The 13,619-nt window shown below is 65.6% G+C and carries 6 protein-coding genes; 4 read left to right on the top strand and 2 right to left on the bottom strand.

The window, feature by feature from the left end; genetic code table 11:
• The first annotated feature begins 186 nt into the window (after positions 1–186).
• The 3 genes from QQM39_RS28300 to QQM39_RS28290 are packed head-to-tail and all read left to right on the top strand — an operon-like array spanning position 187 to position 6,364.
• Positions 187–3,081 carry a type I restriction endonuclease subunit R gene (locus QQM39_RS28300; RefSeq protein WP_302000385.1) on the top strand — a complete coding sequence of 965 codons (2,895 nt, stop codon included), beginning with the start codon at positions 187–189 and terminating at the stop codon, positions 3,079–3,081.
• Complete coding sequence (locus QQM39_RS28295) at positions 3,078–4,775, top strand: restriction endonuclease subunit S (RefSeq protein WP_302000384.1); 1,698 nt, start codon at positions 3,078–3,080, stop codon at positions 4,773–4,775. The genes QQM39_RS28300 and QQM39_RS28295 overlap by 4 nt, the downstream gene beginning before the upstream one ends.
• Positions 4,775–6,364 (top strand): class I SAM-dependent DNA methyltransferase, encoded by a 1,590-nt coding sequence (locus QQM39_RS28290; protein ID WP_302000383.1) that lies wholly within the window; start codon positions 4,775–4,777, stop codon positions 6,362–6,364. The genes QQM39_RS28295 and QQM39_RS28290 overlap by 1 nt, the downstream gene beginning before the upstream one ends.
• 178 nt (positions 6,365–6,542) lie before the next feature.
• On the opposite strand, the gene QQM39_RS28285 is transcribed toward QQM39_RS28290, so the two are convergent.
• Positions 6,543–8,753 carry a DUF262 domain-containing protein gene (locus tag QQM39_RS28285; RefSeq protein WP_302000382.1) on the bottom strand — a complete coding sequence of 737 codons (2,211 nt, stop codon included), beginning with the start codon at positions 8,751–8,753 and terminating at the stop codon, positions 6,543–6,545.
• Positions 8,754–9,071: 318 nt separating this feature from the next.
• Between QQM39_RS28285 and QQM39_RS28280 the strand changes: the two genes are divergently transcribed.
• Positions 9,072–9,380 (top strand): NIPSNAP family protein, encoded by a 309-nt coding sequence (locus QQM39_RS28280; RefSeq protein WP_302000381.1) that lies wholly within the window; start codon positions 9,072–9,074, stop codon positions 9,378–9,380.
• Here the strand turns inward: QQM39_RS28280 and QQM39_RS28275 are convergent, their stop codons facing one another.
• Complete coding sequence (locus QQM39_RS28275; RefSeq protein WP_302000380.1) at positions 9,381–12,884, bottom strand: WD40 repeat domain-containing protein; 3,504 nt, start codon at positions 12,882–12,884, stop codon at positions 9,381–9,383.
• Positions 12,885–13,619: the final 735 nt, after the last annotated feature.

Raw genomic sequence — 13,619 nt, 5'->3', positions numbered from 1 at the left:
GCGTGTTGTGACTACGCCCACTAACTGTATGAAGCAGCGCTGACAGCGGCGCCCTGGGGCCCAGCGCAGCCTTGAGCGGGGCTGCGCTGGCCCGATCTTTCCGTACCCTCCTGCCACGTGTACACGGCCTGCTGTAATCGATGTGCTCGGATGTACACCGTGTGACGTGCAACGTGGGGAGGGATCGTGAGCAGCACCGTGCCGCAGTGGGCCACGGAATCGGCAGCGAGTCTGGAGGCCGCGGGGTGGCGCGTGTGCACGCCCGGTACCCGTGAACTCGGCACACCGTACGAGGCCGTACAGACGAAGCCGCCCGAGCCGGACGTTGTGCTGTTCGTCCTGTACGTACGCGGTCAGATGTGTGGAGTCGTGGTGGCAGGGGCACCGCAGCGCGTACCCGAGGACCTCAGTGAGGAGACCGGCCGGCTGGCGGCCCGGGCGGCCGCCCTCGGCGGGTCGGGCGGCTGGCGCGGCGGCCTGCCGCTGCCGTTCCGGTATGTCACCGACGGCGCCCGGTGGTGGTTTCGCAACATCCTGGACGCCGAGCGCGTGGACGGCACGCTCCTCGTGGGTGCCCCGGAGGGCGGCGCACGCAGCCGCCGGGTCTTCGCCCCGCACCAGGGCGCCACGCTGGAGCGGTGGATGCGTCAGGCCCAGGCTCTCGCGGACACCCCGACGCTCCAGGCCCGCCTGCGGACCCTGCCCTCGAAGCCCCTCACCCGCAGGCGTCTGCGGGCGGCCCAGTACCGGTCGATCAAGAACCTGGAGAGGTCCCTGGCCCGCGGCGACCGCCGCTCCCTGATCCAGATGGCCACGGCCGCGGGCAAGACGTACACGGTGGTCGAGGAGAGCTACCGCCTGCTGCGGCACGCGCAGGCTCACCGCGTGCTCTTCCTTGTCGACCGCTTCAACCTGGGCGAACAGGCCTACAACGCCTACCGGGGTTTCACCCCCCTCGGCTCGAACCGGTCGCTGCACGAGCAGATGCCGCTGCGCCTGTTCACCAAGGGAGCGGTCGCGGAATCCGACAAGATCGTGATCTCCACGATTCAGCGGATGTGGTGCAGGATCTCCGGCACCGAGATGCCCGCTCCCGACGACGAGAACTTCGAGACCGAACGCGCCGACAAGCTGGCCGGGGACGTCGCCACCGTCCGCTACAACCCCGAGCTGCCGCCCGACTTCTTCGACTTCATCGTCGTCGACGAGTGCCACCGCTCGATCTACAACCGCTGGCGCCCGGTTCTGGACTACTTCGACGCACATGTCATCGGCCTGACCGCGACCCCGACGTTCCGGACCTTCGCGTTCTTCGATGACAACATGGTCAGCCAGTACTCGTCCGCCGAGGCGGTCGCCGACGGCGTCAACGTCGACTACGACATTTACAAGATCGCCACCCGTATCACGCAACAGGGCTCCACGATCCCCGCTCAGAAGGATTTCAAAGCCCCGGACGGCACGGTAGAACGCGTCAACTCAGTGATTTCCAAGATCCACAAGCCGACGCGCGCTGAGCGCTGGCACGCGGTGGATGACGACGACCCCTACGCGCGCACCGAGCTAAACCATCGGGTCCGCTCAAAGGACCAGATCCGTTTGGTGATCGAGACATTCCGCGACCGTCTGTTCACCGAGATCTTCCCGCCCGTCGTCGACAAGGAGACCGGCGAGATCTACAGCCGCCAGGAAATCCCGAAAACCCTCATCTTCGCGCACAACGATCTGCATGCCGACGCCATCGTGGAGGCGGTCCGCACCGCGTTCCCCAACAAGGGCGACGGCTTCTGCCGGAAGATCACCAGCCAGGCGCCGGGCGCCCGACACTCGCTGAGCGACTTCCGCAACAAGTCTCAACCCCGCATCGCGGTCACCGTCGACATGATCGCCACGGGAACTGACATCCCCGCCCTCGAATGCCTCTTCTTCATGCGGGACATTCAGTCGTGGGCGTACTTCGAGCAGATGAAGGGCCGGGGCGCACGCACCGTCTCGGACCACGACCTGCGCAAGGTCACGCGGGACGCCGTCCACAAGGACCGCTTCGTGATCGTCGACGCGGTTGGCGTCACCGAGCACGAGAAGACCGATGCCCGCCCCCTGGTCCGGGACAACGACGAGCCCGTCCCCAGCCTGGAGAAACTGCTGAGCGCCTGCGCCGAGCGCCGCAGGCTGCACGTGGACGACGTCGCGACGCTGGCCGGCCGGCTCGGCCGCCTGGGCCGCCGCCTCGACGGGAACGCTCGCGCTGCGATCGAGGAACACCTCGGGCCCGACGAGACGTACGAGGACCTGGTGCGCGGCCTCGTACATGCCGCCGACACCGACCGTCGCCTGGAAGCGCGGGCAAAGGGTGAGCCGGTGGACGAGGCCGCAGAGATCTCCGGCGCGGTGCGCCTCCTCGTCGAGAGCGAGGAACTGCGCGAGGCCCTGCTGTCCGCCGCCCGCGACAGCTGGCTGCTGATCGACGACATCAGCCTCGACCAGATCCTTGAGGCGCGCGGGCTGCGCAATGAGGAGGAGGCCCGCAGTGTCGTCGAGGACTGGCATACGTACATGACCGAGCACGCGGACGAGATCACCCCGTTGCGCATCGCTTTCCGCGAACGCCGGCGGCCGCGCGAGGTCCTCGACGCACTGAAGGAACTCATCGCCAAGGTCAGGGCGACTCGCCGTGAATGGACCGAGGCGAGGCTCTGGAAGGCGTACGTCGACCTGGGCATCGCCCGGGGCACCACACGCCGAAACGCGGGCCTGATCGAGTTCCTAACGGTGATGCGCTTCGAGCTGGGACTCGATGGCGATGAGTTCCGGCCATATCGCAGTACTGTGGAGGGTCGCCTGGAGGCGTGGCTGGCACGCCAGGACACGGCGGGCGTCACGTTCGACGAGCGGCAGCGAGTATGGCTGAGCCGCATAGCGGACGCGGTCGCCGCCAACGCCACGGTCAGCGTCGCGTCCCTGGACGAGGGAGCGCGGCGCCGGGCCGGCGGCTACGGCGCGTTCGTGGACGCCTTCAAGGACAGCCGGTGGGAGCCGGAGAAGCTGGTGGACGAGTTGGACAGGGAACTGGGTGCGTGAGCGGACGTATGACCTCCGGCCAAGGTACGGCCTCCGACGGGGCAGGTGTCTCTGAGGGCGCGGAGGGCGTCGGGAACGCGCCGGGCGAAGGCGACGGCAGAGACGAGCTCGGGGAAGGGGCTGTCGAGCAACCGGAGCTTCCGGCGGGGTGGGCCTGGGCGACAGTCGGGGATGTCGGCGATGTCGACCTTGGCCGCCAGCGGCATCCCAATTGGCATCACGGCCCTGAGATGCGCCCGTACCTGAGGGTGGCGAACGTCTTCGAGGACCGCATCGACACGACCGACCTCAAGGAGATGGACTTCTCCGGAGTCTTCGAGCAGTACCGCCTGCGCCCAGGCGACGTCCTGCTGAACGAGGGCCAGAGCCCGCACCTTGTCGGCCGGCCTGCCCTGTATCGGGGCGAGCCCGCCGACATGGCGTTCACCAATAGCCTGATCCGCTTCCATCCCAACACCGGGCTCCTGCCGGAGTGGGCGCTGCTCGTGTTCCGGCGGCACATGCACTTCGGGCGCTTCCTGCGCGAGGCCCGCATCACGACGAACATCGCGCACCTGTCGGCGGTGCGGCTGAAGTCGGTGGAGGTCCCGGTGCCGCCTACCGAAGAGCAGCGGCGGATCGTGGAGGTGTTCGGGGAGCGGGAGGCGCGGCTCAACGCCATCGAGACCAAAGTGCTCTGCGCTCAAGGTGACCTTGAGCGGCTGGAGAACGCTGTCATGACGGCGGCGGCAACGGGCCTGCTCACCTCGACGCGAGGGCGTGTCCCCGGGAAGATCGAGAACGCGCCAGGGGTTACTGACGGTGTGCTGTCCGACACGGCACCCGGTTGGGTGTGGCGCCGTCTGGACGAGATCGCTGAAGTCGTCGGTGGCGTAAGCAAGGACGCGAAGCGGCAGAGCAATGAATCGTGGCCTGAGGTCCCCTACCTTCGGGTGGCGAACGCTCAGAGAGCACACCTTGACCTGTCCCATGTGGCCAACATTCGCGTCCCGCGTAAGACCCTCGACAAGCTGCGCCTCCGTGAAGGCGACATCCTCATGAGCGAGGGCGGTGACCGGGACAAGCTAGGGCGAGGTTGGGTCTGGGAGAAGCAACTCGATGAATGCATCCACCAGAATCACCTCTTTCGTGCTCGGGTCGAAGGAGAGGCGACACACCCCAAACTGCTGTCCTGGTACGCCAATTCGGCGGCGCGGCGCTGGTTCGAGGTAAACGGAAAGCAGAGTGTCAATCTCGCTTCAATCAGCATTTCCAAGGTCAAGAAACTGCCCGTGCCGATTCCGCCGCCTGGTGAACAAGAGGGCTTGGTCCGGTCCGGTGAGCAAGCACTCCGCCGGGTGGCGTTCCTGGCTGAGCGCTGCCGGCGTGCACTGACTGATCTGGCCTACCTGCGCCGCGGCCTCCTCCAGGAAGCTTTCAGCGGCAACCTCGTCCCCCAGGACCCGGACGACGAGCACGCAGAAGAACTCCTCAAGCGGATTCAGGTCGAGCGCGAGATCGCCGAGGCGGAGCGCAAGGCGGCCCGGCGTGCTGCCCGTGTAGCCCAGCACGCGGAAGGCCAGCCGCAACGAAGCGTCCGGCGTAAGCAACGGAAGGCGAGTCCATCCGCAAGGGCAACCCAACCTCCTCCGCCCCACCGTGACACCTCTGCCTTTGACGGCGAACAGACCGCCCTTCCCTTGGAGTTCAGCTAGTGAAAACGGCCGCACGGCAACTCGTCGACCGCCTCTGGAACTACTGCAACGTCCTGCGCGACGACGGTGTGTCCAGTCAGGACTACCTGGAGCAGCTCAGCTTCCTGATCTTCCTCAAGATGGCCGCGGAACAGGAAGAGGCGAACGCGAAGAAGACCAACCCCGCGGACCACAAACACATCCTCCCGGTCACAGGCAAGTGGAAGAATCGTGGCTGGACCAAGCTGCTTGATCTCGAAGGCGAACCTCTGGAGGAGGCGTACACCCAACTCCTCGCCGACCTCGGTCATCGCAGCGCAAACGAGGACCACACCACCCTCAGCCTGATCTTCAACCGGGCTCGCAATCGCATCGAGAACCCTGCCAACCTGCGCCGCCTGATCGTCGACCTGATCAACGAGGAGAAGTGGCTGCACGCCCGCTCCGACATCAAGGGCGCCGCCTACGAGGCCCTCATCGCCCGCAGCGCGCAGGACACCCGGGGCGGGGCAGGGCAGTACTTCACACCGCGCGTACTGATCGAGTCGATCGTGCGGTGCATGCGCCCGACCCCGTACGACACGATCACCGACCCTGCCTGCGGGACGGGCGGATTTCTGCTGGCGGCGCACGACTACATCACCCAGGAGTACGAGAAGGACGACCTGCCCGACTCCGACTGGAAGGAGCTGCGGACTAAGCGCATCTGGGGCACCGAGATCGTCCCAACCACCGCCCGCATCGCCGCGATGAACCTCCTGCTGCACGATATCGGCGAGGCGACCGGTGCCCCTGTCATCGAGGTGACCGACGCGCTGCGCAAGCAGCCGACCCGCGACGCCAGCATGGTCCTGGCAAACCCGCCCTTCGGCCGGAAGTCGTCGGTCACCGTCGCAGGGAAGGGCGATGAGGACAGCGACGACGCCATCGGTGACGCCACGTATTACCGCCCGGACTTCTGGCTCGGCGAACGGACCACAACAAACAAACAACTCAACTTCCTTCAGCACATCGGCACCTTGCTGACCGATAAGGGCCGTGCCGCTGTGATCGTCCCGGACAGCGTCCTGAACGAAGGCGGGGAGAAGAGCGCGGGGGCACTAATCCGCCGAGAGCTGCTGACCAACTACAACCTGCACACGATGCTGCGACTGCCCGAGAACATCTTCCAGGCGGGTGGGGTGAAGGCGGTAGTGCTCTTCTTCGACGCGGTGCCCGGTTTCCGCGCAGAGACGGACCCTCCGCGCACTGGGAAGTTGTGGGTCTATGACCTCCGTACTGGCAGCAACTTCACGCTCAAGCAACGCCCCTTGCAAGCTGAGCACCTGGCCGACTTTGAGAAACAGGCGTTCAGCAAGGACGATCCCGATCGCACTCAGCGGAAGGAATCCGAGCGCTTCCACGCGTTCGACGCGAAGAAGCTGCTTGCCGACGCATCGGTGAACCTGAATGTGGGCGAGATCGACGCAGCTTCCTCCGACGGGCAAGGGCCCATGTCCATCAGCGAGTTGACTGTCAACGTCGCGCAAAATCTGCGTGAAGCCATGTCCGAGATCGAAGCGTTCGCTAAGGAACTGGGCGTGGAACTGCCCAAGGCGCAACAGGGCTGAGAAGCTTTTCGTTTCCAGGGCTGCCGTGCGCAAAGTTTGGGTTCGACAGGGAAGGAGAGCTTGTCAGCCCAGTTAGCAAGGGCCGCGGGCCATCGTTGATGGCGATGGGCGCCCCCGAAAACGCGTTCAGTCTGAGCGGAGGCCGTCAGTAAACTGACGGCCTCCGCGAAAGATCGAGTCAGCCCTGATCGAGCAGTCCTTGCGCGATCGCCTTCTGGCGTATGGACTTCAGAGGGATCAAATTCCCGCCAGAATCCTCGACATGCCAGAAGTCCCAACCGGGACACGAAGTGCCACCTAGTACGGCTTTTCCGGCGCCGGAGAGCGATCCAAACTCTTCGCCGCTCGACTCGATCCGCACACGGCCTCCCGAGATCAGGGTGGCGTCATGAGGGTAACCGCTGCGCTTGGATCCTCCGCGAATCTTTGCACCTTCTTGGACAAGACCTACCTGGATAAGGTCACTGACCTGCACGCCGTAATGCGTCTTCTTCCGTTGAGGCAGCTGCCGTTCCCGGGAAGGAGTCGCTACAACAGCCTTCGAGAATCCGATCCTCTGAGGGCTCCAGATGAGCTCGCACAGCTTCCGGTAAAGAGCTGAGCGGGATTCAATAGCTTCCTTGTCGAAGTTGTCTGCGAAGGCTGAGAAGTGCTCCTCAAGGCCGTGGTTCTTCCGAAATTTACGGAAGGCTGGTGTCCGCGAGTACGTGTTGGGGTGCAGGGATGCCGCAAGGAAGTTCTGGCGGTGGTAATGCGGCAGCTTGTCCATGTAGCGATCAGCGCCGAAGCTGGCGTTGTCGGGCTTCTCCAGCAGAAGGAGGGCGCCAAGACGGTTTCGAGCCTGCTGAAACTCTTGCTCGTTAGCGATTCCACTCTGAACGTGCAGGCTGTATTTGTTTGCCCATATGTGTTCAATTTCCCATGGCACGGCTTCTTCGCCTGAGGGATCTGTTCGGAGTCCGAGGTACCGGTCAACCTCATCGCTTCGACCGCACCCTACCTCGACGAAAGCGGTCAGCCGCGCAAGAAGGTATCGGACCTGCCGTCGGTTGTTATGCAGGCTGAATTTTTGGACCGCTTCGAAGCTGTAGGAGAGATCCGATGCTTCGTGGCCGAGCAATTCGCGCAACTCGTCTAGAGACGAGGTCTGCCGCACGGCCGGAAGTAGCCGATAGGCCTCTTCACGGAAGTGAAGCGGCTGAACCGCCGTATCGTTGTTCACTGTGCGGAGAATGAACAACAGATCCATGTAGGCAGCTAGGAGGCGCGCCTTCTCCCTAAAATTGGACTCAGTGTCATTGCTCCTCGCGGCGGCCATGATGAGCAGATACTGAGAGTCGATCCCATTCGAAGCGTTGTAGAAGATTTCTTCGAGCCCCTGAGTGCGAATGCGCGCGGCATCCAAGAGCGAGCTGAACTGAGTCGCCGCAGGTGATACGACCTCAAGCACGAAGTCGCTATAATCCTTCCCTTGGAGTCGAAGCCCCATGCGTTCCGGATTCGCCCGCACCCACTCATGGAAGGCGCGTGATATTTCAGTCACATCGCTTCCATCTATGGCTGCATACTTGGCTATTAGAAGTGCTTCGAAGAATTCGCTAGGGACCTGTCGGCCGTGACTGCTGAGCTTCGCAACGGTATCGCGCCACGCTGCGTTTAGAGCGGCCTGTTCCTGGCTCGCATGGGACAGGATGAAGCTCTTGAGGAGATCCAAAGATGTGAGGCCGGCCCCGCGGTCATTCATACGTTCAAAGATCTCCCAGCCCAGATCGCGATCGGCGGCAGTGATCTCTACGAGAAAGACTCGGTCAGCCAGCCAATCGGAAAAGGTGGCAAGGCAGTCGTCGACGAGCTCTTCCGGTATTGCTTCGGAAATGTCCTGAGCTCTCAGCCAGAGATTCTGTACCGATACGGTCTGGCCGGATGTGTCGAACTCTTCCCCGCTACGCAAGGCCTCCAAGCAGGCCCTCCGCTCATCAACGTCAATGGTGTAGTGATGGACCCCGCCGGCGTAGCGTCGGACCATCGCTCCCACCATGTGAGCGGAGTCAGCGTCTCCCTGCTCTGAGAGCAACTTCTCAAGGTGGATGAGCAGCAAATGGAGCGTTGTAAAACGCTGTTGCCCGTCCACCAGGTTCTTCTTGATGCCGGCAGAGTGACAAACGAAGGGGCCAAGGAAGTACGGTCGATACGTCGCGTACTGCTGACGGTCGTGGCCGGGATGCCAGTCCCTCAAGAAGGCGGACGTTAGGTCGTTGACCAGCTCTACGACGTGACGGCGCTCCCAGGTGTACTCACGCTGGTAGTACTCCAGCCCGTACTGCCTGCTGAACAGATCCCGGACTGTGTGTTCGCGGCCGTGCACACTCTGCTGAACGCCAGCATTCATCCCCGTGCTCCTGCGGTTCGTCACCCAGTGCGCATGATCGAGTGCGCCTGGCTTTCAGTTCTACAGCATGCGACTGACAGCCAGGGCAGTTTCAAAGTCCTGGCTGTCAGTGATCGCGCTGGTCACGCCAGTGTGACGATGTTCCGACGGACAGTCACCCCACGCAACGAAGCTCCTGCACGGTGAAAGGCCGCCACCCTTGTGCACCGGCGCATGACCTCCGCCCATCGATCCCGATCGTGCTGCGAGATCTCTTACCTTCGGCCGCTCTGCGACACGTACGCTGCGGTCGGGAGCTACGACTCGGGAGGGACTCGCATGGCCAAGACCACTCAGCTGCGCACCTACACCGTCCGGGAGGGCATGCTCGACGAGTGGGTGGAGCGGTGGCGTGCGGAAATCGTGCCGCTGCGCCTGGAGTTGGGCTTCGCCATCGGTGGCGCCTGGGTGGACCGGGAGCGTAACCAGTTCGTGTGGCTCATCTCGTATGACGGCCCGGAGTCGTTCGCCGAACGGAACGCGCTCTACTGGGCCTCGCCGGAGCGCAAGGCGATGAACCTCGACCCGGACGAGTACCTGGTGCACACCGACGACTGCACGGTCGAGACGGTCGACCTGCAGTTGTGATCAAGGGCTGAGCGGCAGCATGTGGTGCCGTCGCTCCTCGTCGCTGAGGACGCGGAAAACCCGGCCGCGTGCTTCCGCTTCAAGGCGGTCGAAGTCGGGCTCGGCGGCCCACACTCGGGCGGTGCCGTCGAAGGAGCCGGTGAGCAGGCGTGTGCCGTCCTGGGACCAGGCGACCGAGGCCACTTTGTCCTGGTGCACGCCGACGATCGCGATCTCCTCGAAGGTGGCGGACGACCAGAGGCGCACCGTGCGGTCGTCGGATCCAGTGGCGATGAGCCGGCCGTCCGGAGACCAGGCGATGGCGCGGACGCGGCCCTCGTGGCCCTTGAGGACATCGATGCGGCGGCCCGTCGTGGTGTCCCACACGGCCGCCGTCCAGTCCCCGGACGCGGTGGCAATGCGTTCCTCGTCGGGGGACCAGGCGACGTCGTCGACGTAGTTGTCGTGTCCGCGTAGCACGGTCAGCTGCCGGCACTCGGCAACGTCCCAGAGCCGGCACGTACGGTCGTCCGACGCGCTGGCCAGAAGGCGGCTGCTGGAGGACCAGGCGATGCGGCTGACCCAGTCCTGGTGTCCCGCCAGGGAGGTGAGTTCGACCCCGGCCTGTGCCGACCAGACTTTCACCGTGCCGTCGTGGCCACCGGTGGCGATGCGGCTGCCGTCGGGGGACCAAGCGACGGACTCGACTACAGGTCCCCGGCGATCGAAGGCACTGGCCTGGTTCTCCTGGACGAGGCGGAACACACCGTCGTTGGTGCTGAGGGCCAGGCGGTCGTCGAGCGGCGACCAAGCGGCGCTCCACACGCGGTCTGCCTGCTCGACGACATGGTGGGAGAGGGCGCCCGTGGTGGCGTCCCATACGCGGACCGTTCCGTCGTCCGAGGCGGTGGCAATGCGGGTGTTGTCGTGTGACCAGGCCGCTTGGTTCACAGGCCCGTGGTGTCCGTCGAGGAGCAGGCGTTCGGCGCCCCTCGGGCGTAGGTCCCAGATGCGGCCCGAGCCGTCGGTGGAGCTGGTGGCGAGCCGGTCGCCGTCGGGGGACCAGGTCACGCCCCACACCGTGTCGGAGTGTCCCCGCAGCACGGCGATCACCTTCGCATCGTGGGCGTCGACGATCCGTACGCTTTGGTCGGAGGAGGCCGAGGCGAGCGTCTGCCCGTCGGGCGACCAGGCGATGTTCCAGACGTAGTCCGTGTGGCCGCGGACCAGGAGCCGCTGCGCGCCGCTTTCGGCGTCGAAGATGCGCACCGTGTGGTCACCGGAGCCGGTGGCGATGCGGCGTCCGTCCGGGGACCAGGCGATGCCTTCGACGAAGTCGGAGTGGCCGGACAGCGTCGTCACCGAGGCGCCGGCGGCCAGATCCCACACGAGGGCGGTCTGATCGTGTGACGCCGAGGCCAGGCGCGCGCTGTCCGGGGACCAAGCGAGGCCCCACACGTCACCGCGGTGTCCGTGCAGCTCGTGGACGAGGTCACCCGTCTCGGCGTCCCATACGCGCACCGTCTGGTCGCGTGAACTGCCAGCTATCCACCGGCCGTCGGGTGACCAGGCAACCTGCCGCCCGATGTCAGAGGCGCCGGTGAGCAGGCGCAGGGGCTCTCCGGACGCAGCGTCCCAGATACGTACGACGCAGTCGCGGCCCACGGTGGCGGTCCGGGTGGAGTCCGGCGACCAGGCCACGCTCTCGACCATCACGCCCTCGGACGGCAGAACCCGCACCGAGCGGCCCGACCGGGCGTCGAAGACCCTCGATGTGCCATCCCTGGACGCCGTGGCCAGAAGCAGCCCGTCCGGGGACCAGGCGATGTGCCGGACGGTGTCCGTGTGCCCGTCGAGCTGGGTGCGCAGGTGACTGAACGCCAGAGCCGTCATCAGGCCACGCCGGGCGGTCGGAGTCGGCGCGCATTCGCCCAGCGCGGCCAACGTCAGCAAGACGGACTGCTCCGGCTGGTGTTCCACGGCGCCGAGCGCGTGCTGGCCGATGCTGTCCGAAACACGGCGCAGGAATGCGAGATCACGCCGTTGCGACGACTCGACGAGCGACTGCGCCGCCTCCGATGCCTGCCCGCTCTCCTGCAGCGCGAGCAGCCACCGCTGGGCCAGAGCCAGCCTCTCCCCGGTGAGCAGGTAGTCGGCGCCGCGCCCGGAGCGCTCCCAGTCCTCCGCCCACCGTTCGAGTTCTGCGCGTTGACGCAGCTGTTCGGCGCGCGCCTCGACCTCCTGCCGCAAGGGCGCCCACTGGCGGAACAACGCCTCGTGCGTGACCTGGGCGTAGGGCTCCTGGTGACCGGTGCGGACGTCGGACATCAGCAGGCGTGCCTCGACAAAGGCGTCCACGACGCGTCGCTCCTGTGCCGTTAGCTCGGCGAGCGGCACGCGACGCCGGGCCACCTCCTGGCCCTGGACAGTGACGAACCTCAGCAGCACCCGCAGCACGAAGTCGATGCCATCGTCCCCGGAGCCAAGCTCCGCCACGGTGTGGTCGGCCTGCCGGGCGAGGGCGCCGGCCACGCCGCTGAGACTGCGGTACAGCTCCTCGGTGACCGTCCCGCCGGGGCCGGAGGCGAAGTACAGCTCCTGCAGCAGGTAAGCGAGCAGCGGCAGCGCGTCGTCCGTGCCCGCGTCGTTGACGATGGCCTCCACGACGCCGGGCGCGAAGGACAAGCCAACAAGAGCGCCCGGCCGCTCGACCACCTGGGCGAGCTGGCTCCTGCCGAGCGCGCCGATGGCGACCGGGTGCTGGAAGAGGTCGGCGTGGGCCGTGGCGAGGAGCGGGCCCAGGAAGTCCACGCGCAGGGTGGCGAGTATGCGGATCCTTGTATCGCGGGTGACGCAGGTGTGGAGGGCGTCGAGGAACTGGGTGCGTTCTCGTTCGCCGGCGAGAGTGATGAGTTCTTCGAACTGGTCGACCACGACGAGCATGCGGCGGAACCTGCCTCCGCGTAGCCGGGACAACTCCGCGGGCAGTGAGGCGGGCTCCTGCCGAAGGCGCCGTAGCACTGTGCTCACCGGTTTGCGCTCCCCATCGGCCGCAGAGATGGCGGAGGCCAGGGACGCCAGGGGGTTGGGGCCCGGGGAGAAGGCGGGGAGGATCGACCATCGCCGACCGCGCAGCCGCGGCATCACCCCTGCTCGTACCAGCGACGACTTCCCGCTCCCCGAGGCCCCCACGAGGACGAGGAACCTGTCGGCGGGCCGGTCCTGCGCTTCGTGCAGCCGACGCGTCAGATCCTCGGACTGGGCCTCCCTGCCGAAGAAGACCGCGGCCTCATCCTCCACGAACGCGTCCAGCCCGGGGTACGGAACCCTGTCGCGGGGCCAGTCAGTCGGCGGAGGCGCAGGGTTCTCCAACCGATAGACGACGACCTGCACGACCACCATGGTGACGATCAGCAGTCCGATGGCCGGTATCGCGACCCGCTGGAGCACATGCAGGAGCCACGGCACGTCGTTCTCGTTGGTGGCGTAGTTGGTGACGATCCCAAGCAGACTTGCGACGAGCACCAACAAGACCTGAAGCAATAACTGCAAACGGTTCCTCATGGCGCACCAGTCAGCACGCCGCTACGTCGCCGCAGCACCCCACGCCCCCGCTCCGCTGCCACCGTTGCCCGCATCGGGTCACCGACACCCTTTGAACATCATCTGCGGCGGGCGGCGTGATCTCAACAGCGCCTGAGAAAACCAGTCACGGCGCCCCTCTCTTCGCTGACCCCAGGCTCGCCGGTTGTCTGGAGGGATGACTTCATCGGCCGCGTGGGCCTCGGCTGGGCGAGGGTGGTACTCGATCTTGCGCGCGCCCAGCAACACTCGGTGGTCTTGATGACGTGGTTGATCTTTCGTCGTAGACACCTACGAGTAGACGGCCAAGGCCATGCGGGCCCTGCGACGGCGAGGAAGAAGAGCAGGAAGCCGGAGCGGCCGGGGCTGCCTCTGTGTGCTTACGGTGCCCCATAGTGCAACGTAAACCTTCAACACTCATGGCTTCGGCTACAGTTACGGCTGCAGACCAATCCGCCGAGAGCCCGGGTTCCGACGTACCTGGGTAGGGCCGCTGGTGCGCCTTTGGAGAGGCAGTTGCATCAGCATGCCACCCTCGGGCTGGCTGACAGGGCCGGTTGGGGTCAAATGCGATGGCACTCGCACGACCGTCATCTACCCAACGCACGCGCTACCCCAATCGAAGGACGATGGACCAGCCGGATTAGCCCTGGCAAGGCACCGAGACCCTGAACGTCG

Source organism: Streptomyces sp. DT2A-34 (assembly GCF_030499515.1).
Lineage (GTDB): Bacteria > Actinomycetota > Actinomycetes > Streptomycetales > Streptomycetaceae > Streptomyces.
Note: the sequence above shows the minus strand (reverse complement) of the source record. Positions and strands in the feature narration are given on the sequence as shown.

Coding starts and splice junctions, on each gene's coding strand:
- QQM39_RS28285 (WP_302000382.1), bottom strand. CDS start 8,753: ATGAATGCTGGCGTTCAGCAGAGTGTGCACGGCCGCGAACACACAGTC.
- QQM39_RS28280 (WP_302000381.1), top strand. CDS start 9,072: ATGGCCAAGACCACTCAGCTGCGCACCTACACCGTCCGGGAGGGCATG.